We start from the raw sequence: 25,384 nt of genomic DNA on the forward strand, positions 1-25,384 counted from the left end.
CGAGAGCAGGATGACACAGCACCTCGACCCACGCGCCCCATGGGTGATCTCCACCCACGACCTGGGCAGGCGACCGGGTTCGATGCGCCAGATGCATCTCACTCTCCCGGCTCCGCTGGATCTGGGCGTCGACATGATCGGTGTCCCCAAGGACGCCGAAGTCGAGCTGGATCTCCGGCTCGAAGCAGTGATGGAAGGCGTGCTCGTGTCCGGCACGGCTCGCGCCCCCCTCGCGGGGGAGTGCGTGCGGTGCCTCGAACCGGTCTCCGACGAGATCGAGGTCGATCTGCAGGAGCTCTTCTTCTACTCCGACGAGGATGCCTCGGAGGAGGATTCGCTGCTCGACGGGGAGCTGCTCGACCTCGAGCCGACGTTCCGCGACGCGGCGGTGCTCGCACTGCCGTTGAGCCCGGTCTGCCAGGACGACTGTCAGGGGCTCTGCGTGGAGTGCGGGATCAGGCTGGCGGAAGCCGGCGCGGATCACCGGCACGAGAAGATCGACGCCCGCTGGGCGTCGTTGCAAGGTTTGGCAATCGAGAACGATCAGGAGAAGTGACGTGGCCGTCCCGAAGCGGAAGATGTCGCGGAGCAACACTCGCCACCGCCGCTCCCAGTGGAAGACGACTGCTGTCGCGCTGGTGAGCTGCCCGCAGTGCCGCTCCCCCAAGCAGCCGCACATCGCATGCCCGACCTGTGGCACCTACAACCGCCGTCAGGTCATCGAGCCGTCTGCCTGATCGCAGGTGACCTTGTGCCGGCCGGATGATCCGGTCGGCCTCATGGTCTCCATCGCGACGCGGTGGCGGTTCGCCCGCGGCCGTGGTGGACGCCGGAGCTCGTGCAGACTGGGTTCCAGTCGGCTCATCCCGACGGATCAGAACCCGTGTAGTCGGCTCGTCCCCGACGCCCACCACGTTTTCGGGCATCTCCAGCCATCGCGCATTGCTGGATGATGTCCGAGGAGGAAGCACGTGGGCGTAGCTCCCAAACCCATCGCCGTCGAAGTCGCTCGTGACGAGCTCGACAAAGTGCTCGACGTCCGTGTCGACGCCGAGATCCTCGAGCGGGCGCTGACGCACCGCTCGTTCGCTTACGAGAACGGTGGCCTGCCCACCAATGAGCGCCTGGAGTTCCTGGGCGACTCGGTGCTCGGCCTGGTGGTCACCGACACCCTTTATCGCAACCACCCCGATCTGCCCGAGGGCCAGCTGGCCAAACTCCGGGCCGCGGTGGTCAACATGCGTGCTCTCGCCGATGTGGCCCGCCAGCTCGGGCTCGGCCGCTTCCTGCGGCTCGGCCGCGGCGAGGAGGGCACCGGCGGGCGCGACAAGTCGTCGATCCTGGCCGACACCCTCGAGGCGCTGATCGGCGCGATCTACGTGGACAAGGGCCTCGACGAGGCCTTCCGCGTCGTGCACCGGCTCTTCGACCCGCTCATCATCCGTTCCGCCTCGCTCGGCGCCGGGCTCGACTGGAAGACCTCGCTCCAGGAGCTCACCGCCGCCGAGGCGCTCGGCGTGCCCGAGTACCACGTCGAGGAGAGCGGCCCCGACCACGCCAAGTCGTTCACCGCGATCGTCCGCGTGGGCGGCCAGTCCTACGGGTCCGGCAGCGGGCGTTCCAAGAAGGAAGCCGAGCAGCAGGCGGCCGAGGCCGCCTGGACCCGCATCCGGGCCGCTCGCGAGGCGCGTGACGCCCAGCAGGCGAGCCAGCTCCAGCAGCCGGCCTCGCAGGTGCCGGGCGCGGCTGGTTAGGCCCGATGCCCGAACTGCCCGAGGTCGAGGTCGTCCGGCGGGGGCTGGCCGAGTGGGTCACGGGCCGGACCGTCGGCACCGCCGAGGTCCTGCACCCGCGGGCCATCCGCCGCCATCTGCCGGGCGCGACCGCCTTCACCGCCGCGCTGGCCGGCCGTACCGTCTCCGACGTACGGCGGCGCGGCAAGTACCTGTGGCTGCCGCTGGACGGCTCCGACGCGCTCCTGGCGCACCTGGGCATGAGCGGCCAGCTCCTGGTGGTGCGGCCGGACACCCCGGCGGAGAAGCACCTGCGGGTGCGGTTGTCCTTCACTGACTCCGGTCCCGACCTGCGTTTCGTCGACCAGCGGACGTTCGGCCACGTCATGGTCACCCCGCTGGTCGACGGCATCCCCGAGCCGATCACGCACATCGCGCCCGACCCGTTCGAGGAGGTCTTCTCCGAGGAGGAGTTCGCGCGCCGGCTCCGGGCGAAGCGGACCGAGGTCAAGCGGGCGCTGCTGGACCAGTCGCTGATCAGCGGCGTGGGCAACATCTACGCCGACGAGGCGCTGTGGCGGGCCAAGCTGCACTGGGCGCGCTCGACCGCCACGCTCACCCGGCCACAGATCTCCGAACTTCTGGCCGGGGTTCGCGCGGTCATGGCCGAGGCTTTGGGTCAGGGCGGCACCTCGTTCGACAGCCTTTACGTCAACGTCAACGGGGAGAGCGGTTACTTCGACCGTTCGCTGGAGGTGTACGGCCGGCGCGACCAGCCGTGCTCGCGGTGCGGCACGCCGATCCGGCGCGATCCGTTCATGAACCGCTCGTCCTACTCGTGCCCGACCTGCCAGCGCAGGCCCCGGTGAGCGAGGCCGATCCGGTCCGGCTGACCGCGTGGGTGCGCGGCCGGGTGCAGGGCGTCGGGTTCCGCTGGTGGACCCGGGCCAGGGCGCTGGAGCTGGGGCTGACCGGCTGGGCGCGCAACACCGCCGACGGTCGGGTCGAGGTGGTCGCGGAAGGTTCGAAGCAGTCTTGCGTCAAGCTTCTCCATCTGCTGCATGGTTGCGACACGCCGGGGCAGGTGGATGGAGTGGTGGAACGATGGAGTGAAGCCCGAGGTAGTTTGATCGGCTTTGTCGAGCGATGATCCATTTGGCCAAACGCGCCAAATAGGGTATATTTGTATGTCGGGAGTGCCCAATGGTAGGTCGACGCGGTGCGTTCAACTTGACCGTCCAGACCACCGGTGCGACTCTTGTTAGGTACCACGCGCACCCCTCCCGCGGAATGAAGAAGTGCGCGAACCAGTCTGGTCACTCAGCGTGGAGGACCCTTTACCATGGCGAAGGCTCTACTCGGCCACGTCGGCGGTCCTGACCCTCGGATGGTCTCGGAGATGCGCCGTCTGCAGCAGCGGATCCGCGATCTGGAGGCAGAACTCATCCGGCTTCAGGCACAGAACGATGCTCTTGCGGCCCAGAACCGGGATGAGGCATACAACCGCCTGCAAGAGCGCGAGCCGGCACTCACCTGAGTGGTCGGAAGCGCTAAATCATAGGGACGCCTCGAAGCGGGCGTCCCTTCGGCGTTTTCCGGCCCCTTCCGCCGCCCCGCCGATGACCAGCGCGGGGTGGGGATGACCAGTAGGCTTGCCCTTTGACGCTGACGGGAGCGCCGAGGGGAGGGGGCAGCGCTTGTACCTGAAGACCCTGACCCTGCGCGGCTTCAAGTCCTTCGCCTCCGCCACCGCCCTGCGTTTCGAGCCGGGCATCACCTGCGTGGTCGGTCCCAACGGCTCCGGCAAGTCCAACGTCGTCGACGCCCTGGCCTGGGTCATGGGCGAGCACAGCGCGAAGTCGCTGCGCGGCGGCAAGATGGAGGACGTGATCTTCGCGGGCACCTCCAGCCGCCCGCCGCTGGGCCGGGCCGAGGTCACCCTCACCATCGACAACTCCGACGGCGCGCTCCCGATCGACTACACCGAGGTGACGATCAGCCGGCTGATGTTCCGCAGCGGCCAGAGCGAGTACGCCATCAACGGCGACACCTGCCGCCTGCTCGACATCCAGGAGCTGCTGTCCGACTCCGGCATCGGCCGCGAGATGCACGTGATCGTGGGCCAGGGCCAGCTCGACGCGGTGCTCCACGCCGGCCCCGAGGATCGCCGGGCCTTCATCGAGGAGGCGGCCGGCGTCCTCAAGCACCGTAAGCGCAAGGAGAAGGCGCTCCGCAAGCTCGACGCGATGCAGGCCAACCTGACCCGCGTCCAGGACCTCGCCACCGAGCTGCGCCGCCAGCTCAAGCCGCTGGGCCGGCAGGCCGAGATCGCCCGCAAGGCCGCCGTCATCCAGGCCGACCTGCGCGACGCCCGGCTGCGGCTGCTCGCCGACGACGTGGTCACCCTCCGCCGGACCCTGGAGCGCGAGGCCGCCGACGAGGCCGCGATCCTGGAGCGCCGCCGCCAGGTCGAGGCCGCCCTGGAGGAGGGCCAGCTCCGGGAGAGCGCGCTGGAGGAGGCCGAGGCCGAGGCGCTGCCCCGGCTGACCGCCGCCCAGGAGACCTACTTCCGGCTCTCCTCGCTGCGTGAGCGCATCACCGGCCTGGAGCAGCTCGCCGCCGAGCGGCACCGCCACGCCCTCGACGCCGCCTCCATCGAACGGCGCGGCCGCGACCCTGAGGAGCTGGAGCGCGAGGCCGCCGAGGCCCGCGAGCAGGAGCTCATCCTGGCCGCCGAGCTGGAGCACGCCCAAGAACTGCTCGACGAGGTGGTCGAGCGCCGGGCCGAGGCCGATGCCGCGCTGGCCGAGGAGGAGCGCCGGCTGGCCGCCGCCGCCCGGGCCGCCGCCGACCGCCGTGAGGGGCTCGTACGGCTCCGCGGCCAGGTCGACTCGGCCCGCAGCCGGGTCAGGGCCGCCGAGGAGGAGATCGGCCGGTTGCAGAAGGCCGTCTTCGACGCCGCCGAGCGGGCCCGCCGAGCGCAGGAGGAGCACGAGCTGGCGCTGGCCGAGGAGCCCGAGACCGATCCCGCCCTGGCCGAGGAGCTCGCCACGGCGAGCGCTGCGGTCGAGGAGGCCGTCCTGGTGGCCGAGGACGCCCGGGAGGCCGTGGAGCGCGCCTCCGCCGCCCTGGCCGAGCCCCGGGCCGCTCTCCAGGCCGCCAAGGCGGCGGTGGGCACTGCCCGGGCCGCCGATCAGGAGGCTCAGCGGGCTGTCGCCGCGCTCGACGCGCGCCGGGAGGCGCTGGAGCTCGGCCTGGCCCGGGGCGCGGACGGTGGGGCCGCTCTGCTGGCCGCCGGGCTGGCCGGGGTGCTCGGGCCGCTGGCCGCCTCGCTCACCGTCGAGCCCGGGTACGAGGCCGCGGTCGCCGCCGTGCTGGGTGGGGCGGCCGAGGCGGTGGCGGTCAAGTCGCTGGAGTCGGCGGTCGAGGCGCTGACGCACCTTCGAGAGTCGGCGGGCGGGCACGCCACCCTGCTGGTGGCCGGCTCGGGCCTCCTGGTGGCCAGTCCGGGCGACGCCGTACCGGCTCCGGGTGGGGCGCGGTGGGCGGCTGAGCTGGTGAGTGTGCCGGGCGAACTGCGGGCCGCGCTCGGCCACCTGACCTCGGGTGTCGTGGTGGTCGAGGATCTGGCGAGCGCCCGGGCCCTGGTCGAGCGGCACCCGGAGTTGCGGGCGGTGACCCGCGACGGGGACGTCGTGGGTATGCACATCGCCGAGGGCGGGGCGACGAGCGGGAGCTCGATCCTGCAGGTCAGAGCCGCCCTCGACGCCGCGGTGGCCGACCTGGAGGCGGCCAGGGCGACCGCGGAGACGACCGCCGAGACCCTGGACGAGGCGCTGGCCGCGGAGCAGGCGGCCCAGGCCGCGCTGGAGACGGCCCAGACCGGCGTGGCCGAGGCCCAGCGGGCGGCCAGCGCGGCCCAGGCCGGAGTCAGCACGGCCCAGGGCGCCCTGGACCGCGCCAGGGCCCGGCAGCGCGAGGCCGACCAGCGCAACGCGGCCACGGCCAAGCGGCTGGCCCAGCTCGACGCCGCGGCCAAGGCGGCGCTGGGCGAGGCCGAGCGGCTCAACACGAGCGTGCGCGCGGCCGAGGACGCCCGGGCCGACGGCCAGGAAGAGGCGACCGAGCTGGAGATGCGCCTGGCCGAGGCGGAGTACGCCCAGGAGCTCGAGGCCGAGCCCACCACCGACGAACGGGACGAGCTGGCCGCGGCCCGCGAGGCGGCCAGGCAGCGCGAGATGGAGGCCCGCCTCCAGGTCCGCACCGCCGAGGAGCGCGTGCGGGGCGTGGAGGGCAAGGCCGACCAGCTCATCGCCGCCGCCCAGCGCGAGCGCGAGGAGCGGGTGCGCGCCGTCGAGCAGCGCGAGCGCCGCCGCCGCCAGGCCGAGCTGGCCGAGAAGATCGCCGGCGCGGCCCGCCAGGTGCTCACCACGCTCGCCTCCTCGGTGACGCGGGCGGCCCGCGAGCGGGACGAGGCCGACCTGGCCAGGGTCGCGGTGGACGCCGAGCTCAAGCAGGTCCGCGTGCACGTGCGCGAGCTGGGCCAGGAGCTCGACCGGCTGGTCAACCGGGTGCACGGCAGCGAGGTGGCCCGCACCGAGCAGCGCCTGCGGCTGGAGCAACTGGAGCAGCGGGCGCTCGACGAGTACGGCGTCGAGACCGAGGCGCTGATCGCCGAGTACGGTCCCGAGGCGCTGGTGCCGGGTGATCCCGCCGTGCCGTACGTCCGGGAGGAGCAGGAGAAGCGGGCCAGGGCCGCCGACAAGCAGATGACGCAGCTCGGCAAGGTCAACCCGCTGGCGCTGGAGGAGTTCGCGGCGCTGGAGGAACGGCACGCCTTCCTGACCTCGCAGCTCGAGGACCTGAAGAAGACCCGGCGCGACCTGATGACCGTGGTCAAGGAGGTCGACGACCGGGTGGAGCAGATGTTCAGCTCCGCCTACGAGGACGTGGCCCGCGAGTTCGAGCAGATCTTCACCCGGGTCTTCCCCGGCGGTGAGGGCCGGTTGGTGCTGACCGCGCCGGAGGACATGCTGACCACCGGCATCGAGGTGGAGGCCCGGCCGCCGGGCAAAAAGGTCAAGCGGCTGTCGCTGCTGTCCGGCGGGGAGCGGTCGCTGACCGCGGTGGCCTTCCTGGTGGCCATCTTCAAGGCGCGGCCGAGCCCGTTCTACGTGATGGACGAGGTCGAGGCGGCGCTCGACGACACCAACACGCAGCGGCTGCTGACCCTGTTCGAGGAGTTGCGGCAGACCTCGCAGCTCATCGTGATCACGCACAACAAGCGCACGATGGAGATCGCCGACGCGCTGTACGGCGTGTCGATGCGTGGCGACGGCGTGACCCAGGTGGTCAGCCAGCGGCTGCGCGAGCGCGAACCCGCCTGAGCGCGCGGTTCCGGCCGCCACGCAGCCGCCACGCGGAGCCCTGGGGAGCGCCCAGGTGAGGCCGGGTGCGGGGACGGCGGGAGGCTTCGGTGTTCGGAGCATGCTCGTTGATCTGGAAAACTGACTAATTGTGACTGACTCCCTTGTCATCATCGTGATCGTGGCCGTCGTCGCCTTGCTGGCGGCAGGCGGCCTCTTCTTCCTGTTCCGGCCGGGGGGCAAGGCCGCCCCGCCGGAGGTGAAGCCGCCGGAGGCCAAGCCGGTCGAGGAGGAGGCCCCGCGGCCGAAGGGCGTGGAGGAGGGCGAAGGCGGTGCGACCACCACGGTCCCGCCTCCGCCGCCGGCCGAGCCGATGGTGGTCAAGCCCGAGGTCGAGGTGCCGCTGCCCTCGGCGGGCCGCATGGTGCGCCTGCGCGCCCGGCTGGCCCGCTCGCAGAGCGCGCTGGGCAAGGGCCTGCTGGAGCTGCTCTCCCGTGACCGGCTCGACGAGGACGTCTGGGAGGAGATCGAGGAGACCCTCCTCACCTCCGACATCGGCGTCGCGCCCACGCAGGCGATCGTGGAGGAGCTGCGCACCAAGGTGAAGGTGCTGGGCAGCCGCAGTCCCGACGAGGTGCGGGCGCTGCTGCGCGAGCAGCTCCTGATCCAGATCAACCCCGAGCTCGACCGGACGCTGCACGTGGACAAGCACGGCGAGCGCCCGGCGGTGGTCCTGGTCGTCGGCGTCAACGGCACCGGCAAGACCACCACCACCGGCAAGCTGGCCCGCGTGCTGATCGGCGACGGCAAGAAGGTCGTGCTCGGCGCGGCCGACACCTTCCGCGCCGCCGCCGCCGACCAGCTTCAGACCTGGGGCGACCGGGTGGGGGCCGAGGTCGTGCGCGGTCCCGAGGCCGGCGACCCGGCTTCGGTGGCCTTCGACGCGGTGGCCAAGGGTCTGGCGGAGAAGGCCGACACGGTCATCGTCGACACGGCCGGCCGCCTGCACACCAAGACCGGCCTGATGGACGAGCTGGGCAAGGTCAAGCGGGTCATCGAGAAGAAGTCCACCGTGGACGAGGTGCTGCTGGTGCTCGACGCCACCACCGGCCAGAACGGCATGCGCCAGGCGCAGGTCTTCGCCGAGGTGGTCAACATCACCGGCATCGCGCTGACCAAGCTCGACGGCACGGCCAAGGGCGGCATCGTGATCTCGGTCCAGCGCGAGCTGGGCGTGCCGGTGAAGCTGGTCGGGCTGGGCGAGGGCCCCGACGATCTGGCGCCCTTCGACCCGGAGGTGTTCGTCGACGCACTGCTCGGCGAGTGAACTCTCGGTGATTTCGGACGCTCCGCGAATTTCGCGGAGCGTTTCCGTATTTAGGGGAATTGTCCCTTACCGCGTCAAGTCTTGATCTATGCGGGAGACCGTGGTCACATGAGGCGTCATGGCGAGATCGCGGGCGATGGCACAGTTTGTCGGCGGCTCGCCTTGGTCGGACGAGAGGTGCACATGAAGAAGGTCGTGGTCCACAAGCCCGGAACCGTGAAGCCTGCAGGCGCCGCCGCGCCGAGGCACAAGGGCTGACGCTGCGGGAGGCCGGCGTCCTGGACAGGGTCGCCGGCCCATCGCGCGAGCCCTTTCCGGGGCGCCGGCCGCGCTCGGGCGCGGCCTGGACCGGGACTTCTCCAGCGCGGGAGCGTTCCGTGGACCCCGGGTACGGAAGCTGTTTCTCGGGAGTTCTTGGTGACCACACCTTTTCTTCAGGACGCTGCCGCGCGCCTGGACGCCGATCGGCGGATCGGCGGGCCGTACACGCTCGGCGCCGCCCTGATCGGCCTGCTGCTGCCCGCGGCGTCACCGGACCTGGTGGCCGCCCATGACATCGAACTGCGCGTCGCGGCGCCGAACCTGGCCGAGCGGGTGCCCGTCCGGCGGCGCAGCCGCGCCGACTCGCTGCCGTCCGCGCAGCGCATCCTGATCCCCGGCGCCCGCCGTACGCTGCGCATCGCCAACGGCCTGGCCGAGTTCTGCCGGGACGCCCTGGCCGGGCGCGAGCTCACGGTGACCGTGGACAACCTGGCCGAGGCCGACCAGACCGACCGCGAGCTGATCGAGGTGTTGCGCCGCCGGGTGCCGGCCCTGCGCCTGGTCGAGGGCGCGCACACCTCCGCCGGCGGCCCGCTGCGCGAGGACTTCGACCGCTACCGCGACGAGGGCTTCCACCACGCCATGGCCGAGGCTGGACCGCCCGCGCTGGCCCGGCTGACGCCCGGTGAGGAGGAGTGGTGGACCCTGCTGCACCGCACCGCCGGGGCGCTGGAGGCGATCGAGCGCGAGGACGAGGCCTGGGAGCTCTACCAGCTCGCCCGGCGCGAGGGCGTGGACCCCAAGCACCGCGCCACCGTCGCCTGCTCGATGGCGACGTTGCTGGTGCGCCACCACGACCCCGCCCGCCGCGACGCGACGGAGGCGCTGGCCTGGGTCAACGAGGCGATCGCCATCACCTCGCTGCTGCCCGACCCGGCCGAGCGCGCCTTCCATCTGGGCTTCGACCTCAACACCCGGGCTCTGGTGGAGGTACGGCTGCGCCGCTTCGAGGCCGCCGCGCGCCTGGTGGCCGAGGCCATCGACCTGGCCGAGCGGCACCTGGCCGGGACGCACCCGATCCACCTGCTGGTGCTGTACGGCAACCGCGCGCTGCTGAGCGGGGGAGAGGCGGCCCTGGCCGACTACACCCGCGCGATCGAGCTCGACCCCGGCTACCCCGACTACTACCTCGACCGGGGCAACCTGCTGGCCAAGCTGGGCCGCACCGAGGAGGCGCTGGCCGACTACGAGAGCGCGATGCGGCTCAGCCCGCCCTTTCCCGAGCCGTACTACAACCGCTCGGAGCTGCGCTTCGCGGCCGGTGACCACGCGGGGGCGCTGGCCGACCTCGACTACGTCCTGGAGCTCGACCCGGGCTTCGCGCCCGCCTACGTCAACCGGGCGGGCCTCCTCGTCGCCCTCGGCGAGTACGGCGGAGCCGCCCGCGACGTCGCCAAGGGCCTGGAGCTCGACCCGGCCAACGCGCACCTGCATGCCGTACGCGGGCAGGTCGAGGCGATCGAGGGCCGCACGGAGGCGGCGCGCGCGGCCTACGACGCCGCTCTCGGCCTGCAGCCCGACCTGGTGGCGGCATGGGCCAACCGCGGCGAGCTGGCCTACCTGGGCGGCGAGTTCGAGGCGGCGGTCGCCGACCTCACCCAGGCGGTCAAGCTGGCCGAGTCGGCGGAGCTGCTGTTCAACCGGGCCGTGGCGCTGCGGGCCTGCGGCCGGCACCAGGAGGCCAGGGAGGACCTGCTGCGGGCCGCCGAGCTGGCCCCCGACGACCCGGACGTCCGGCAGGCGCTCGCGGAAGACTGAGGGCGTTTCGCCCCATAATGAGCCTCGTGAAGCTGATACGGCGGTTCCTGGGCGGGCTCGTGGCCGTCCTGGCGGGGGCATTCCTGGTCAACCTGGCGATGACGCACCTGTTCCCGCCGGACCGGCCCGTCCAGCCCTTCCCGGGCGCCAGGACGCCGCTGTTCATCGCCCACCAGGGCGGCGAGCAGCTCGCGCCCAGCAACACGCTGGCGGCCTTCGACCTGGCCGTCTCGCTGGGCGCGGACGTGCTGGAGACCGACGTGCACCTGACGGCCGACGGCGAGCTCGTCGCGATCCACGACGAGACCGTCGACCGCACCACCGACGGCACCGGCCGGGTGGACTCCTTCAGCTACGCCGAGCTGAGCCGGCTAGACGCGGGCTACCGCTTCACCGACCTCGACGGGCGGGCGAGCTTCCGCGGCAAGGGCGCCCGGATCCCGCGCCTGGAGGAGCTCTTCACCCGCTACCGCAAGCTGTTCAACATCGAGATCAAGGCGCCCTACCCCGGCATCGAGGCGAAGCTGTGGGCGCTGATCCAGAAGCACGGCCTGGCGGACCGGGTCGTGGTGGTCTCCTTCGACCAGGCCATCGTGGACCGCTTCGACGAGCTGTCCGAGGGCCGGGTGGCGCTGGGCGCGGGCCGGGCCGAGGCGGCGGCCTTCGCGCTGACGCACAAGTTCTTCGTGCCCGGCTTCTATCGCCCGCAGGCCGGGGTGCTCCAGCTCCCGACCGAGAGCAGCGGCTTCGACCTGACCGACCCCGCCCTGATCGAGGGCGCGCACCGGCTGGGCCTGCAGGTGCACTACTGGACGATCAACGACGAGCCGACCATGCGCCGGCTGGTGGAGCTGGGCGCGGACGGCATCATGACCGACCGGCCCGACCTGCTGAAGAAGGTGCTCGGCCGCTGAAGCCGGCGGCTAGTGCCGGGTGCCGATCGGCACCACCAGCGGCGTGCCGGCGACCGGGTCGGCGATGACCACCGCGTCCAGGTCGAAGACCTTGGCCAGCAGCTCCTCGGTCAGCACCTCGTGCGGGGCGCCCGAGGCGACCACGCGGCCGTCCCGCATGGCGACCAGCCGGTCGGCGTAGCGCGCGGCCAGGTTGAGGTCGTGCAGGACCATGACGATCGTCCGGCCGGCCGAGGTGTGCAGGTGCCGCACCAGTTCCAGCACCTCCACCTGGTGGGCCAGGTCGAGGAAGGTGGTGGGCTCGTCGAGCAGGAGCAGGTCGGTGCCCTGCGCCAGCGCCATGGAGATCCAGGCGCGCTGGCGCTGGCCGCCGGACAGCTCGTCGAGCGGGCGCTCGGCCAGGTCGGCGAGACCGGTCATGGCCAGGGCGTGGCCCACGGCCGACTCGTCGTCGGACGACCACTGGCGGTACCAGGTCTGGTGCGGGTGCCGGCCGCGGGCGACCAGGTCGGCCACGGTGAGTCCCTCGGGCGCGGAGGGCGCCTGCGGCAGCACGCCCAGCACGCGGGCCACCTCACGGGTGGGCAGCTTGTCGATGCGCTTGCCGTCCAGGAGCACCTCGCCGCCGCTCGGCTTGAGCAGCCGGCCGAGCGCGCGCAGCAGCGTGGACTTGCCGCAGCCGTTGGGGCCGATGATCGTGGTGACGGTCCCGGGCTCGATCCCGAGGTCGAGTCCGTCCACCACGACGCGATCGCCGTAGCCGAGGCGGACGTCGACGGCCTGAAGCCTCATACGCGGCTCCCCCTTCGCATTCGGACGAGCAGGTAGATCAGGTAGGGCGCGCCGAGCACCGCGGTGACGATGCCGACCGGCAGCTCGAGCGGGGAGAAGGCGGTGCGCGCCACCAGGTCGGCCCCGGCGACCAGCACCGAGCCGACCACCGCCGAGGTGACCAGCGGCGGCCGCCCGGAGCCGACCAGGCGCATCGCGATCTGCGGCGAGGGCAGGGCGACGAAGGCGATGGGACCGGCCGAGGCGGTGGCGACGGCGGCCAGCAGCACGGCCGACAGGATCATCAGCCCGCGCGAGCGGTTGAGCCGCACGCCCAGCGCGACCGCGGTGTCGTCGGTGAAGCGCAGCACGTCGAGGATGCGGGCGCCCGCCAGGGTGAGCGGGATGAGCAGCAGCAGCGCCAAGCCGACCGGCACCACGTGCTCCCAGCCGCGGCCGTTTAGCGAGCCGGAGATCCACACCATCGCGCGGGTGGTGTCGTTGACGTCGCCCACGGTCATCAGCCAGTACTTCACGTTGGTGAAGACCGCCGCGACGCCGATGCCGACCAGGACCAGGCGGTAGCCGTCCAGGCCGCGCCGCCAGGCCAGGGCGTAGACGACGATCGCGCCGATGAGGCCGCCGGCCAGGGCCAGGACCGGGATGCCGAGCGCCATCAGCAGGCCGCTGGCTCCGCCGTACGTGCTGCCGGTGACGACCATGCCGGCCACGACGGTCACCGAGGCGCCGGTGGTCACGCCGAGGATCTCCGGGCTGGCCAGCGGGTTGCGGGCGATGGACTGGATGATCGCGCCGGACATGGCCAGGGCGGCGCCGACCAGGGCGCCGGTCAGCGCGCGGGGCAGGCGCAGCTCCATGACCACGAAGTGCGCGGGGTCGGCGGGGTCGAAGGTGGCCCGCAGGACGTCGGGCAAGGAGAGCGGGATGTCGCCGATGCGCATGTTCAGCGCCATCAGGAAGCCCAGCAGGACGAAGCCGATGGCGGAGACCATGAGGGCGCGGGGGCGCACGCGGAGCTTCACAGCCGCACCGGCTTCCTGCGCCGCACCAGCGCGATGAAGAACGGCGCGCCGATCAGCGCGAGCACCACGCCGACCTCCAGCTCGCCGGGCGGGGCGACCACGCGGCCGATCACGTCGGCCAGTAGCAGCAGGACCGCGCCGATCAGCCCGGAGAAGGGCAGGAGCCAGCGGTGGTCGGTGCCGGACAGCGAGCGGGCCAGGTGCGGCACGATCAGGCCGATGAAGGCCAGCGAGCCGCAGGCGGCGACGGTGGCGCCGGTCAGCAGCGTGACCGCGGCCACGCCGACCGCGCGGGTGCGGTTGACGTTCTGGCCGAGACCGCGGGCCACGTCCTCGCCCAGGGCCAGCGCGTTCAGGCCGGGCGCGTTCATCATGGCCAGCACCAGGCCGACCAGGATGAACGGCAGGACCTGCCAGATCACCTCGGAGCCGCGGGCGGCGATCGAGCCGGCCTGCCAGAAGCGGAAGACGTCCATGGCCTGCTCGTCCAGCAGGACGACGGCGGAGGTCAGGGCGTAGAGGAAGGCGCTGACCGCGGTGCCGGCCAGCGCGAGCGTCACCGGGGTCGGCCCGCCTCGCCCGCCGACCATGCCGAGGGCGAAGACGCCGACGCTGGCGATCAGGGCGCCGGCCAGGCCGAACCAGATGTAGGCGTACAGGCTCGTGGTGCCGAGGAAGATGATCGAGGCGACCATGGCGAAGGCGGCGCCCTGGGTCACGCCGAGCAGCCCGGGGTCGGCCAGCGGGTTGCGGGTGTGGCCCTGCATCAGCGCGCCGGCGACGCCGAGCGCGATCCCGGCGAGCACGCCGATGACGGTCCGTGGGATGCGGAGCGAGCGGATGATGATGTCGTTCTCGGTGCCGGTGGGCGCGGTGAGCGCCTGCCAGGCGTCGGCGAGCGGCACGGCCTTCGCCCCGATGGTGATGCTCAGCACAACGGCGACGGCCAGAGCCCCGATGAGCACGGCAAGGAAGCGTGCACGTGCCACCGCTGTCCTCCTAGCCCATTTGCCGGTCCCGTTGAAGTATGCCAGCTTAGGGCTGCCTAAACTTACTTAGGTTGCCCTTACGAGGAGTTCTGTCATGAAGCTGTTCCCCGCAGTGGCCCTCGGTGCCGTGCTCGCTATGGGACTCGCCGCCTGCGGGTCGTCCAGCACGAGCGGCGGCGCCTCGGCTCCGGCCGCCGGCCAGTCCGCCGAGGCCTTCCGCACCATCAAGCACGCCATGGGCGAGACCAAGATCCCGACCCAGCCGAAGCGGGTCGTCGCGCTCGACCAGAGCTTCGTGGACGCGGTGCTGACGCTGGAGACGCCGGTCGTCGGCTACACCACCTACCGCTCGATCGACGACAAGCTGCCCGACTACATGGCCAAGGTCGCCGCCGAGTACGGCAAGGACGCGACCCCGGTCGGCAGCCTGGAGCAGCCCAGCCTCGAGAAGATCATGGCGCTCAAGCCCGACCTGATCGTCTCGGCGAAGGTGCGGCACGAGGCCCTGTACGACAAGCTCTCCAAGATCGCGCCGACCGTGTTCAGCGAGACCACCGGCGCCATCTGGAAGGAGAACGTCCGGCTGATGGGCCAGGCGCTCGGCAAGGAGCAGCTCGCCGACACCAAGATCAAGGAGTTCGAGGACCGGGCTGGCAAGATCGGCGCGGCGATCAAGGAGAAGGAGGGCGAGATGCCCACCGTCTCCGTGGTGCGCTTCGCCGGCGAGCCCACGACGCGGCTGTACGTGGAGAACTCCTACTCCGGCATCGTGCTGAAGGACGTCGGCTTCCCCCGGCCGGAGAACCAGCCCAAGGACCCGAACGCCATCGCGGTGGACATCTCCCAGGAGCGCATCGCCGAGTTCGACGCCGACCACATCTTCGTCTCGACCTACGCCGACCCCTCCGCCGAGGGGCCGAAGAAGCAGTTCGTGAACAACCCACTGTGGGGCAAGCTCAAGGGCGAGAAGCACGACGTGCAGGACGCCATCTGGATGAGCGCGGTCGGCCTGCAGGGCGCCCACGCCATCCTGGACGACCTGGCCAAGCTCTTCGCGGTCGACCCGGCCCGCGCTAGCTGAGCAGGAAGCGCTCGAAGTCCTCGAGATGGGGGCCGAGGTCCAGGCCCTGCGCGGCGACCCAGCGGTCGTCGCAGTAGGTGCCGCGGTAACGCTCGGCCCCGTCGCAGATGAGGGTGACCACGCTGCCCCGCTCGCCCGCGGCCCGCATCTCCCGGATGAGGTCCACCGCGGCGGCGACGTTGGTGCCGGTCGAGCCGCCCACGTCGCGCCCGGTGACCTCGCGCACCCAGCGCATGGCCGCGATGGAACGCGCGTCCGGCACCCGCATCATCCGGTCGATCACCGCGGGCACGAAGGACGGCTCGACCCGGGGCCGGCCGATGCCCTCGATGCGCGAGCCGGCGGCGGTCACCGAGGGGTCGCCCGTGGCCCAGGAGTCGTAGAAGGCCGAGCCCTCGGGATCGGCCACCGCCAGCAGGGTCGGGTGGCAGCGGTAGCGGATGTAGCGGCCCAGGGTCGCCGAGGTGCCGCCGGTGCCCGCGCCGACGACCACCCAGCGGGGGATCGGGTGCGGCTCCAGGGTGAGCTGCTGGAAGATCGACTCGGCGATGTTGTTGTTGCCCCGCCAGTCGGTGGCCCGCTCGGCGTAGGTGAACTGGTCCATGAAGTGGCCGCCGCTCTCCTCGGCCACCCGCCGGGACTCGGCGTAGATCGTCGTCGGGTCCTCCACCAGGTGGCACTTGCCGCCGTAGAACTCGATCAGCGCGATCTTCTCCGGCGAGGTGCCCGCCGGCATCACCGCCACGAACGGCAGGCCGAGCAGCCGGGCGAAGTAGGCCTCGCTCACCGCGGTCGAGCCGCTGGAGGCCTCGACGATCGTCGTCGCCGGGCCGATCCAGCCGTTGGCCAGGCCGTACAGGAAAAGAGAGCGGGCGAGCCGGTGTTTGAGTGAACCGGTGGGGTGGACCGACTCGTCTTTCAGGTAGAGGTTTACCCCCCAGCGCGAGGGAAGCGGAAAAACATGGAGATGGGTGTCAGCACTCCGGTTCGAGTCCGCTTCCACGGTGCGGACGGCGTCCGCGACCCACTGGCGGTCAACAGGTTTCATGTCGCATACCTAACCTTTGTGACTCCTGCCACATCTCATGCTGAATTGCAGAGAGAGTGTTATGATAATGAGACTTGTCCGGCCGTGGACGTAGCACCGCACGCCGCGAGCAAACGGATGGTAGGCCCCAGTGACCAGCTAACACCCACCTTAGGGCGGGTTTGCGAGCATGGGATCCGGCGCTCGCGCCGGACCGGGGGATAGTGCGAGGGGGAGAGAATTGATCACGATGACCGATGAGCAGCGTCAGGACTGGTTCGAGCGTGACGTCGTACCGGTGACCACTCAGCTTTTCGCCTCCGCCATGCGCCTCACCCGGAACACCGCCGACGCCGAGGACCTGGTCCAGGAGACGGTGACGAAGGCCTACACGTCCTACCACCAGTTCCGTGAGGGCACCAACCTCAAGGCGTGGCTGCACCGCATCCTCACGAACAACTTCATCAACGACTACCGCAAGAAGCAGCGCTCGCCGAAGCTCTCCGCCGCCGAGGAGATCGAGGACTGGCAGCTGCACGCGGCCGAGTCGCACAGCTCCACCGGCCTGAAGTCGGCCGAGACCGAGGCCCTGGAGCAGCTTCCGGACAGCACGGTGATGGACGCCCTGCGTGCCCTGCCCGAGGACTTCCGCGTGGCGGTCTACCTCGCCGACGTCGAGGGCTTCGCCTACAAGGAGATCGCCGAGCGCATGGGCACGCCGATCGGCACCGTGATGTCCCGCCTGCACCGCGGGCGCCGTCAGCTCCGCAGCATGCTGGAGGGCTACGCGCTCGAGGAGGGCCGGGCGGCCGGCATCCCGGCGCAGCGCGCGGCCTGATCAGGCGCTCTGGCGCAGGCGCATGTGCAGTCTGATACGCAGCACCTCGCCACCCCTGATCTGCACCAGATCACACAACTGACGACTGATCCAGAGCCCGTATCCCCGCTGGGATTCGGGCTCTGGTGGCAGATAGCCCGGAAGCGGGTCGGTCAGCGCGCCGCCGGGATCGCAGATCTCGCAGACCACCTCACGGCCGTTGGTCCACATCGTGATGGTGCCGTGGCCCGCGCCGTGCTCCACGCTGTTGGCGGCCACCTCCGAGACGCTCAGCACGAGCGAGGAGATGAGGCCGCGTTCCATGCCCGCCGCGCGGGCGTAGTCGGCCACCACCCGGCGCAGCCTGGCCAGCTCCGGCGCGGTGAAGGCGGTCGCCCGCACCTCGCCGACCGGCTCGGCCAGCGGCGCCCGGTCACCGGCCAGGACGAGCTCGGCCGGGTGCACGTACCGGCTGCTGGGCCGCAGGCCGTCGGCGGCCAGCTCGGCCGGATGGGTCAGCAGCACGTGCTCCGGCAGCGCCGCGTACAGGCAGAGGATGGTGCAGTCCTGCTCGCTGAGCGCCGCGTTGATCACCGATTCGTAGCGGATCCAGCCCTCGCCCTCGACCGGCGGCTCGCCGACGACCATGGTGCGCCGCCCGCTGGCGTACTCGTGCAGCGCGGCCAGTGCCCGTTGCGGGTGGCGGTACCACTCGCCCGACGGCGCGCTGTCCACCGGCAGGCCGAGCAGCTCCAGCCGCCGCGGCGAGGTGATGACCAGGGCGTGGCGGCCGTCGTGGAGCGCCTGCTCGACACGCGGGCGGACGAGCCGGAGGAACCCCTCGTCGGACTCGTACGGCACGGCGATGTGCGTGAGCACGCTGCGAACCGTAGCAAGCGCTAGGGCGCGGGTGCAACGGCAATCAGCGCCACCGCCCCGAGCGCGAAGGCTACCCCGGCCATCTGGATGCCGCGCAACCGCTCGCCCAGCACGAAGCGCGCCAGCAGCAGCGTGCTGGCCGGGTAGAGCGAGACCAGGACCGCGACCAGGCTGAGCAGTCCCTGCTGCTCGGCGAGCAGGTAGAGCACGTTGGCCGCCATGTCCAGCACGCCCGCGGCGAGGATGATCCGCATCGAGCCCTGGCCGGGCCGCAGCGAGCGCCGGGTGAGCACCGCCAGCAGCGCCACCAGGCCGACCGAGGCCAGCCGGGCGCCGACCAGGGACCACATGCCCGTCCCCTCGGGGGCGAGGGCGAGCAGGATGAAGAAGCCGCCGAACCCCGCGCCGGCGGCCAGCGCCGACAGCACCGCGCCGGTCGAGGACCGGGAGCCCTCGGCGGGGCTGCGGCTGACCAGCACGACCGCCGACACCGCGAGCACGATGCCCGCCACCGCCATCAGGTGCGGCCGTTCGCCCATGGCCAGCCCGAACACCACCGGCAGCACCGTCGAGGTCACCGCGGTCGTCGGCGCGACCACCGACATCACCCCGGTGGCCAGCGCCCGGTAGAACAGCACCAGGCCCAGCCCGCCCGCGACGCCGGCGGCCATACCCCAGGCCAGCGCCTCGCCCGAGTAGGCGCCCGGCAGCACCGGCAGCAGGACCAGCACCAGGGCCAGCCCGGCGAGCTGGGAGAGCACCACGACGGACAGCACTCGCGAGCGCTTGGAGGCCAGGCCGCCGAAGAAGTCGGCGGTGCCGTACACCACGGCGCAGGTTGTCGCTAAGATCACAGCAAGCATAGTTCACTCCATTGCACGATTGGTACTCTATATTGCACGAGACAGAGGCCATCACCGCGGCGATCGCGACGAACGTCCGCGGGCAGCGCACCCACCGCGGGCTCACCCTCGACGCCCTCGCCCAGCGGGCCGGCGTGAGCAAGGGCATGCTCGTCCAGATCGAGCAGGGCCGGACCAACCCCAGCGTCTCCACGCTGACCCGCATCGCCGCCGCGCTCGGCACGACCGTCGCCAAGCTGGTCGAGGTCTACGACGTGCCGCCGGTGCGGGTGATCGCCAAGAGCGAGGTGATGACCTTCACCCACGCCGGTTCGGTCGCCAAGCTGCTGGTCGGCGCCGACTCGCCGATGATCCTCGAACTGTGGGACTGGCGCCTCGACCCCGGCGCCCACCACGACGGCGACGCCCACCCGCCGGGCACCCGCGAGATGCTGACCGTCCTCGACGGCGAGCTCACCCTCACCGTCCACGGCAGGACGCACACGATCACCGAGGGCGACGCGCTGCTGTTCACCGCCGACCGCCCGCACCGCTACGCGAATACGGGATCCCAACCTCTTCGCTTCACGATGGTCGTTGTCGAGCCGAAAGAAGTCGCCGAATCGTAAAGTTCCGATTACTCAATCGGTCAACAGATGCTGGGTACATCCCTATCTGTTCGACAACCCGTCGATAGGGGTTCAGGTGAGTGAAGCCCGTGCTGCGATCGAGAAGCTCCGAGCGGAGCTTGCCGGTCTCGGCGTGACCGACACAGATGAGGTCGGTGACGATTCCACGCTCTCCGTGTGGATCGGTCTGGTGGTTCGGTTCCGTGATGGTTTTTACCGATGGCAGGAAGGGACGGTGAAGCGTCGGCATTTGGGTACGGATCCGGTTGGATGTGCCATAAGAGTGGCGCGCCGGTACACAGAACTCCAGGCGGATGTCCCACCCTGGTGGGAAGACCTGGCTCGAGAACTGCGGGGGGACTCGGCACAGGACTATCCGTGATGTAAGCCCCCGAACGCGTTTCGGGGGGAAGCTTGCGCGGACGATGTGCGCTGCTGGTCATGGCGGTGGCGGTTGGATGTGCGACCAAGCCACCAGAGAGAGGGGCCATGACCGTCCGGGTGGAGGAGGGCCGCCCGGCAGTGCGAATGGCGCCTGAGGAGCTGGCCAAGCGGTTGAGTGGGATGCAACCGCACTGGCCCCGTCCGAAGGCCGAGATCAACTGCGCCAAACGCAAGTGCGTGGCGCTCACCTTCGACGACGGACCCGGCGACTACACCGCCGGCCTGCTCGACCTGCTGCGCGAACGCGGCGTGCGAGCCACCTTCTTCGTGGTCGGCCAGATGGTCGCCGCCGACCGGCACCACACCCTGCAGCGCATGGTCCAGGACGGGCACGAACTCGGCAACCACTCCTGGAGCCACGCCCAGCTCACCGGCCTGTCCAGCGACGGCATCCGCGCCGAACTGGCCCGCACCCAGGACATCGTCGCCGACCGCACCGGCGTGGAGATGCAGGTCATGCGCCCGCCGTACGGCTCCACCGACGGCCGCGTCGCCACCGAGAGCCGCCGCGAGGGCCTGGCCCAGATCCTGTGGAACGTCGACACGCTCGACTGGCGCGACCGCGTCGCCTCGGTCGTCACCCGCCGCGCCGTCCAGGCGGGCCCCGGCTCCATCGTGCTCATGCACGACATCCACCGCAGCACCGTCGCCGCCGTCCCGTCGCTGGTCGCCTCCCTGTCGCGGCGCGGGTTCGACTTCGTGACCGTCTCCGAGCTGTACGGCAAGCGTCCCGCGCCGGGAAGGAAGTACACCGAACGATGATCGGCTACGAGTTCGACGGCCCGGTCCTCGACCTTGGCGCGCTCCTGGTGGACGGCGAGCCCAGCCCCGGCGACCAGATCCGCATCCCGCTGCGCATGCTCAACCGGCACGGCCTGGTCGCCGGCGCGACCGGCACCGGCAAGACGGTGACCCTCCAGGTGCTGGCCGAGCAGCTCTCCGCGCAGGGGGTGCCGGTCTTCCTGGCCGACGTCAAGGGCGACCTGTCCGGCATGGCCAGTCCCGGCGAGAGCTCCGACAAGCTGCTCGGCCGTACCAAGGGGATCGGGCAGGACTGGAAGCCGGCCGCCTGCCCGGTGGAGTTCTACTCCCTGGGCGGGCTGGGCGAGGGGGTGCCGCTGCGCGCGACCATCACCGCCTTCGGCCCGACGCTGCTGGCCAAGGTGCTCGGGCTGAACGAGACCCAGGAGTCCTCGCTCGGGCTGGTCTTCCACTTCGCCGACAGCCAGGGGCTGCCGCTGCTCGACCTCAAGGACCTGCGCGCGGTCATCCAGTACCTGATCGACAACCCTGAGGCGCTGCGCGGGGTCGGCGGGCTGTCCAAGCAGACCGCCGGGGTGATCCTGCGCACGCTGGTCAACTTCGAGGCGCAGGGGGCCGAGCAGTTCTTCGGCGAACCCGAGTTCGAGACCGCCGACCTGCTCCGGGTGCTGCCCGACGGGCGGGGCGTGGTCTCGATGCTGGAGCTGCCCTCGGTGCAGGACCGGCCCGCGCTCTTCTCCACCTTCCTGATGTGGCTGCTGGCCGACCTGTTCCAGGAGCTGCCCGAGGTGGGCGACCCGGACAAGCCGCGGCTGGTGTTCTTCTTCGACGAGGCGCACCTGCTGTTCAACGACGCCTCCAAGGCCTTCCTGCAGGCCATCACGCAGACCGTGCGGCTCATCCGGTCGAAGGGCGTGGGCGTCTTCTTCGTCACCCAAACGCCCAAGGACGTCCCGGCCGACGTGCTGGCGCAGCTCGGCGCGCGGGTCCAGCACGCGCTGCGGGCGTTCACCCCGCAGGACGCCAAGGCGCTCAAGGCCACCGTGTCCACCTTCCCGCGCTCCGGCTACGACCTCGAAGAGGTGCTGACCCAGCTCGGCATCGGCGAGGCGGTGGTCACCGTGCTGGGCGACAAGGGCGTGCCGACCCCGGTCGCCTGGACCCGGCTGCGCGCGCCGCAGTCGAGGATGGGGCCGACCGACCCCGTCGCCATGCGCGGGCTGATCGCGCAGTCGCCGCTCATGGCAAAGTACGGCCAGTCGGTCGACCGGCAGTCCGCCTACGAGCTGCTGGCCGCCCGCGTCGTCGAGCGGCAGCCCGCCCCGCAGGCGCCGGCCGCCCCGCCCCCGGCCGCCGAGCGGCAGGAGCCGGGCGTGCTGGAGGGCATCCTGGGCTCGTCGGTCTTCCGGTCCTTCGCCCGCTCGGCCGCCAGCGCGTTCGGCCGGGAGATCAGCCGGGCCATCTTCGGTACGGCCAGGCGGCGCAGGTAGACGGCATACCCTGGGGCCCATGGCGTTCACCGGCTTCCCCGACGAGGCCTTCCTCTTCTACGAGGGGCTCGAGGCGGACAATTCCAAGACCTACTTCACCCGGAACAAGCACCTGTACGAGGAGGCGGTCAAGGCGCCCATGCTGGCCCTGACCGAGGAGCTGGCCGCGGAGTTCGGGACGGCCCACCTGTTCCGGCCCTACCGGGACGTGCGCTTCGCCAAGGACAAGTCGCCCTACAAGGACCACCAGGGCGCCTTCATCGACCTGCAGCCGTCCATCGGCCTCTACGTGGAGATCAGCGCCCGCGGGCTCTACACCGCGGGCGGCTGCTACAGCACCGCCTCCGACCAGGTGGCCCGCTTCCGGGCGGCGATCGACAACGAGCTGACCGGCGTGCCGCTGGAGAAGCTGGTCGAGGAGCTGCGCGGCGAGGGCTACGCCATCTCCGGCGAGCGCCTCAAGACCAAGCCGCGCGGCTTCGACGAGAGCCATCCCCGCATCGACCTGCTCCGGCACAAGTCGCTCTACGCCGGTTCGCGGTTCGAGCCCGAGCCGTGGGTGCACACCGCCGAGGTGGCCGAGCGGGTGCGGGAGACGTGGCGGGCCTACGGGCCGCTGGTCGACTGGCTGGCGGCGCACGTGCGGGGCAGCGAGCTCAGCCGCCGCTAGTCCTTCTGCTGGGAGGTGTAGCCGTCGCCCTTGAGGATGCGGTCCACCGTCTTGCCGGCGACCGAGGTGGCGGCGGTGGTGCCGGCGGCGATGACCACCGCCAGCAGCGGCGTGGCCAGGCTGCGCACGCTGCGGACGTTGCGGACCCGGCCCCACGGCTCGCCGGCCAGGTGCATGATCCGCCACTCCCAGTACAGCCCCAGCCCGATGCAGGCCAGCGAGGTCTGGCCGACCACGATGGCGATGAGCTGGATCTTGTCGGCCGCGCCGATGTCCGGCTCGAACAGCGCGGTCAGATAGGCCGACAGCTCGGTCGCGGTGGCGGCGGCCATCAGGTGCAGCGCCTTGGTCATCGGCTGGGTGCCGCGGATCTTCGGGTAGAAGTAGCCGTACAGGAAGCCGAAGACGGGAAGCGAGAGCAGGCCGCGAGCGTCGAAGGCGACCTCGCTCAGGTTGGAGCCGGCCGGCAGCCCGAAGATGAACGCGAACGGCAGCGTCAGCACCAGCGTGACGACGAAGGCCATCACGCCGTTGTGCCACGGCGAGCAGGCCGCCGCGGTCGCGAACGCGGTCTCCGGCCGGTGCGAGTCGCTGCCGAGCGCCTCGTTGAGGTCGCGGCGCCGCTCGTCGAAGTCGTCCAGCGACATCTCGCCCGCGCCCAGCTTGCCCCGGCCGAGCCGGTAGAGCTCCTGCTTGGCCTGGAAGAGCAACCGCTGGTGCAGGGCCTTCCGGACCAGGTCACGATGCTCGGCCGGGCTGTCCGGCTCGACGAACTCGGGACGCAGGCCGGAGATCAGCCAGCTCGCCCCGCCCCACGCCATCAGCGAGGTGATCGCCAGCGAGGGCAGGGTCACGCCGACGTCGAGCGCGCCCTCGCGGGGCGTGAGGTAGACGGCCAGCAACGTCACCATCATCGTCGCCTGGACCGCCGAGCTGCCCAGCACGTCGGGCGAGGTGCCCAGCCGGCGCAGCCGCAGCACCATGAGCACGAAGGCCAGCAGCAGCAGGCCCTGCGCGCCGCGCAGCACCGGGTCGAGGCCGTCGGGCGGGCCCGGCTGCCCGGCCACGCTCCACGACTCGGCGTCCAGCCACTCCGCCGGCCAACCCTGCACCAGCAGGCCGGCGAGCACGCCGAAGACGACCACCGGGCGCGACCACTGCCGGGTCATCACCGCGATGCCGGCCACCGGGATGAGCGACCAGGCCAGGGCCAGCACCAGGCGCACGCTGTCGGGCGGGTAGACCGCGGTCATCAGGGCGCGCATCCACAACGCGAAGGCGAGCGCGCCCAGGGCCACCCCGGCGGCGATCAGGGCCAGCCGTACGGTCACCTGGCGGGAGCCCAGGTCGGCGCCGAACGCCACGGCCGAGCCGGCGGCCGACAGGGCGGCGACCGTGCCGGAGCCCAGCAGGGTGGCCAGGGGGAGCTGGCCGTACAGACCGGACCAGAGCAGCATGCCGCCGCCGACCGCGACCGCGGCGGCGGTGACCACCAGCAGGTCGGTGGTCGTCCACGGGGCCGGACCGGGCACCACCTTGATCGCGTGGCGCAGGGTCAGGATCGGCAGCACCACGAAGAGCATCACGTACCCGGCCAGGTGCAGCGGCTCGATCGGCAGCGAGAGCGCCACCACGGCCGCGCAGAGCGCCACCCCGGCCGCCAGCCAGCGGTTGCGCCGCCGGCGCCACCAGCTCCCGCCCAGGGCACGCAGCAGCAGCACGGCCATGACCAGGGCGGTCGCCACGCCGAGGGCCGCGGACCAGGAGACCTCGTCGTCCTTGACCGCCTCGACGTACTCGTGGCGGCCGTGCGCGAGGGAGAGCCGCACCGGGTTGGGGTTGATCGAGACCTTGAGCAGGTCGGGCGTCTCGACGTCGGGGACGAAGTCCGGCGTGCTCACCACCCGCCACTGGCCGGGCACCACGGAGATCTCGCGGCTGGCCGTCCACAGCGGGCGGCCGGTCGGCACCTCGAAACGCAACGTCAGCAGGGCGCCCGGAGCCGTCTGGTACATCATGACCAGGCCGTAGGTGACCGTGGTGCGCCCGCCGGACGTCACCGTCTGCGGCGCGAAGCGCGCGGTGGGGGTCAGCTCCGTGCCGCCCTCGGCCACGATCGGGCCGAACAGCTCGTCGGTCTCGGCACGCAGGGAGCCGGGGAAGTTCTGCCGCTCGCGCAGCCGGTTGAGCAGCCGCGTCTCGTCCGGGTCGGCGGTGAGCGTGTGCGTGATCACCAGCTTGATCTGGCGCTGGCCGACGTCGAGCCGGCTGGGCGCGACCCGCTCCAGGTCGGCGTCCCGGGGCTGGAGCACCTCGACCTTGGTGGCGATCTCCGGCGGATCGGTGTCGGACACCCGGGGACCCTGGTTGACCAGCAGCTCGGCCGGGCTCGGCAGCACCGCGCGCGGCGGCCCGGGCACCGGTTGGGCGGCGACCGCACCCCACACGATCGCCGCCACCGAGAGAGCGGCCAGTGCATAACCGATGACCAGCCGTAACGTGCCCACGGTTAAGGATGATC

Annotated in this window: 23 protein-coding genes; 16 read left to right on the plus strand and 7 right to left on the minus strand. The window is 71.5% G+C overall.

Features of this window, described 5'->3' with window-relative positions; translation table 11 throughout:
• Positions 1 to 10 precede the first annotated feature (10 nt).
• From ACIBG7_RS24180 to ACIBG7_RS24225, 10 genes are all read left to right on the plus strand, one after another.
• The gene (locus ACIBG7_RS24180; protein ID WP_357927833.1) at positions 11 to 556 is read left to right on the plus strand and encodes a YceD family protein; all 546 of its coding nucleotides are present in this window, start codon (positions 11 to 13) and stop codon (positions 554 to 556) included.
• A 1-nt stretch (position 557) separates the two neighbouring features.
• The gene (gene rpmF, locus ACIBG7_RS24185) at positions 558 to 737 is read left to right on the plus strand and encodes a 50S ribosomal protein L32 (RefSeq protein ID WP_139632166.1); all 180 of its coding nucleotides are present in this window, start codon (positions 558 to 560) and stop codon (positions 735 to 737) included.
• Between the two features lie 291 nt (positions 738 to 1,028).
• On the plus strand, positions 1,029 to 1,754 hold the full coding sequence (rnc, locus tag ACIBG7_RS24190; protein WP_397337777.1) for a ribonuclease III: 726 nt from the start codon (positions 1,029 to 1,031) through the stop codon (positions 1,752 to 1,754).
• A 5-nt stretch (positions 1,755 to 1,759) separates the two neighbouring features.
• Entirely contained in the window at positions 1,760 to 2,602 is an 843-nt protein-coding gene (mutM, locus tag ACIBG7_RS24195; protein ID WP_357927831.1) for a bifunctional DNA-formamidopyrimidine glycosylase/DNA-(apurinic or apyrimidinic site) lyase, read from the plus strand.
• Complete coding sequence (locus ACIBG7_RS24200) at positions 2,599 to 2,883, plus strand: acylphosphatase (protein ID WP_357927829.1); 285 nt, start codon at positions 2,599 to 2,601, stop codon at positions 2,881 to 2,883. Before mutM ends, ACIBG7_RS24200 begins: the two co-directional genes overlap by 4 nt.
• Before the next feature lie 192 nt (positions 2,884 to 3,075).
• Positions 3,076 to 3,270 carry a hypothetical protein gene (locus tag ACIBG7_RS24205; protein ID WP_357927827.1) on the plus strand — a complete coding sequence of 65 codons (195 nt, stop codon included), beginning with the start codon at positions 3,076 to 3,078 and terminating at the stop codon, positions 3,268 to 3,270.
• Between the two features lie 160 nt (positions 3,271 to 3,430).
• Positions 3,431 to 7,120 (plus strand): chromosome segregation protein SMC, encoded by a 3,690-nt coding sequence (gene smc / locus ACIBG7_RS24210; protein ID WP_357927825.1) that lies wholly within the window; start codon positions 3,431 to 3,433, stop codon positions 7,118 to 7,120.
• Positions 7,121 to 7,250: 130 nt separating this feature from the next.
• On the plus strand, positions 7,251 to 8,426 hold the full coding sequence (ftsY, locus tag ACIBG7_RS24215; protein WP_357927823.1) for a signal recognition particle-docking protein FtsY: 1,176 nt from the start codon (positions 7,251 to 7,253) through the stop codon (positions 8,424 to 8,426).
• A 417-nt stretch (positions 8,427 to 8,843) separates the two neighbouring features.
• Entirely contained in the window at positions 8,844 to 10,505 is a 1,662-nt protein-coding gene (locus ACIBG7_RS24220) for a tetratricopeptide repeat protein (RefSeq protein WP_357927822.1), read from the plus strand.
• 26 nt (positions 10,506 to 10,531) lie between these two features.
• Positions 10,532 to 11,419, plus strand: coding sequence for a glycerophosphodiester phosphodiesterase (locus ACIBG7_RS24225; protein ID WP_397337659.1), 888 nt, complete (start codon positions 10,532 to 10,534; stop codon positions 11,417 to 11,419).
• A 9-nt stretch (positions 11,420 to 11,428) separates the two neighbouring features.
• Here ACIBG7_RS24225 and ACIBG7_RS24230 read toward each other — a convergent pair whose 3' ends face one another.
• From ACIBG7_RS24230 to ACIBG7_RS24240, 3 genes are read right to left on the minus strand one after another with little or no spacing between them, the layout of a single operon-like run.
• Positions 11,429 to 12,211, minus strand: a complete 783-nt coding sequence (locus ACIBG7_RS24230) for an ABC transporter ATP-binding protein (protein WP_357927818.1) — start codon at positions 12,209 to 12,211, stop codon at positions 11,429 to 11,431.
• Complete coding sequence (locus ACIBG7_RS24235) at positions 12,208 to 13,233, minus strand: FecCD family ABC transporter permease (RefSeq protein WP_397337660.1); 1,026 nt, start codon at positions 13,231 to 13,233, stop codon at positions 12,208 to 12,210. Before ACIBG7_RS24235 ends, ACIBG7_RS24230 begins: the two co-directional genes overlap by 4 nt.
• Entirely contained in the window at positions 13,230 to 14,222 is a 993-nt protein-coding gene (locus ACIBG7_RS24240; RefSeq protein ID WP_397337661.1) for a FecCD family ABC transporter permease, read from the minus strand. The genes ACIBG7_RS24235 and ACIBG7_RS24240 overlap by 4 nt, the downstream gene beginning before the upstream one ends.
• Positions 14,223 to 14,316: 94 nt before the next feature.
• Between ACIBG7_RS24240 and ACIBG7_RS24245 the strand changes: the two genes are divergently transcribed.
• Positions 14,317 to 15,303 carry an iron-siderophore ABC transporter substrate-binding protein gene (locus tag ACIBG7_RS24245; RefSeq protein ID WP_357927813.1) on the plus strand — a complete coding sequence of 329 codons (987 nt, stop codon included), beginning with the start codon at positions 14,317 to 14,319 and terminating at the stop codon, positions 15,301 to 15,303.
• On the opposite strand, the gene ACIBG7_RS24250 is transcribed toward ACIBG7_RS24245, so the two are convergent.
• Positions 15,296 to 16,351, minus strand: coding sequence for a PLP-dependent cysteine synthase family protein (locus ACIBG7_RS24250; protein WP_397337662.1), 1,056 nt, complete (start codon positions 16,349 to 16,351; stop codon positions 15,296 to 15,298). The two genes, ACIBG7_RS24245 and ACIBG7_RS24250, sit on opposite strands and share 8 nt — an antisense overlap.
• Before the next feature lie 229 nt (positions 16,352 to 16,580).
• Between ACIBG7_RS24250 and ACIBG7_RS24255 the strand changes: the two genes are divergently transcribed.
• Complete coding sequence (locus tag ACIBG7_RS24255; protein WP_357927809.1) at positions 16,581 to 17,168, plus strand: sigma-70 family RNA polymerase sigma factor; 588 nt, start codon at positions 16,581 to 16,583, stop codon at positions 17,166 to 17,168.
• Here the strand turns inward: ACIBG7_RS24255 and ACIBG7_RS24260 are convergent, their stop codons facing one another.
• Both ACIBG7_RS24260 and ACIBG7_RS24265 read right to left on the minus strand, forming a co-directional pair.
• Positions 17,169 to 18,026: an anti-sigma factor RsbA family regulatory protein gene (locus ACIBG7_RS24260; protein WP_397337663.1), complete on the minus strand. Its 858-nt coding sequence runs from the start codon at positions 18,024 to 18,026 to the stop codon at positions 17,169 to 17,171. It abuts the gene before it with no gap.
• Between the two features lie 20 nt (positions 18,027 to 18,046).
• Complete coding sequence (locus ACIBG7_RS24265) at positions 18,047 to 18,889, minus strand: DMT family transporter (RefSeq protein WP_357927805.1); 843 nt, start codon at positions 18,887 to 18,889, stop codon at positions 18,047 to 18,049.
• Between the two features lie 32 nt (positions 18,890 to 18,921).
• Here ACIBG7_RS24265 and ACIBG7_RS24270 point away from each other — a divergent pair, with 32 nt between their 5' ends.
• From ACIBG7_RS24270 to ACIBG7_RS24285, 4 genes are all read left to right on the plus strand, one after another.
• The gene (locus ACIBG7_RS24270) at positions 18,922 to 19,497 is read left to right on the plus strand and encodes a helix-turn-helix domain-containing protein (protein ID WP_397337664.1); all 576 of its coding nucleotides are present in this window, start codon (positions 18,922 to 18,924) and stop codon (positions 19,495 to 19,497) included.
• A 489-nt stretch (positions 19,498 to 19,986) separates the two neighbouring features.
• Positions 19,987 to 20,703 (plus strand): polysaccharide deacetylase family protein, encoded by a 717-nt coding sequence (locus ACIBG7_RS24275; protein ID WP_397337665.1) that lies wholly within the window; start codon positions 19,987 to 19,989, stop codon positions 20,701 to 20,703.
• Positions 20,700 to 22,193, plus strand: a complete 1,494-nt coding sequence (locus tag ACIBG7_RS24280; RefSeq protein WP_397337666.1) for a helicase HerA-like domain-containing protein — start codon at positions 20,700 to 20,702, stop codon at positions 22,191 to 22,193. Before ACIBG7_RS24275 ends, ACIBG7_RS24280 begins: the two co-directional genes overlap by 4 nt.
• Before the next feature lie 19 nt (positions 22,194 to 22,212).
• The gene (locus tag ACIBG7_RS24285) at positions 22,213 to 22,863 is read left to right on the plus strand and encodes a DUF2461 domain-containing protein (protein WP_357927797.1); all 651 of its coding nucleotides are present in this window, start codon (positions 22,213 to 22,215) and stop codon (positions 22,861 to 22,863) included.
• On the opposite strand, the gene ACIBG7_RS24290 is transcribed toward ACIBG7_RS24285, so the two are convergent.
• Positions 22,860 to 25,370 carry a hypothetical protein gene (locus ACIBG7_RS24290; protein ID WP_397337667.1) on the minus strand — a complete coding sequence of 837 codons (2,511 nt, stop codon included), beginning with the start codon at positions 25,368 to 25,370 and terminating at the stop codon, positions 22,860 to 22,862. The two genes, ACIBG7_RS24285 and ACIBG7_RS24290, sit on opposite strands and share 4 nt — an antisense overlap.
• Positions 25,371 to 25,384 lie beyond the last annotated feature (14 nt).

This window comes from Nonomuraea sp. NPDC050328, from assembly GCF_044459405.1.
Taxonomy (GTDB): domain Bacteria; phylum Actinomycetota; class Actinomycetes; order Streptosporangiales; family Streptosporangiaceae; genus Nonomuraea.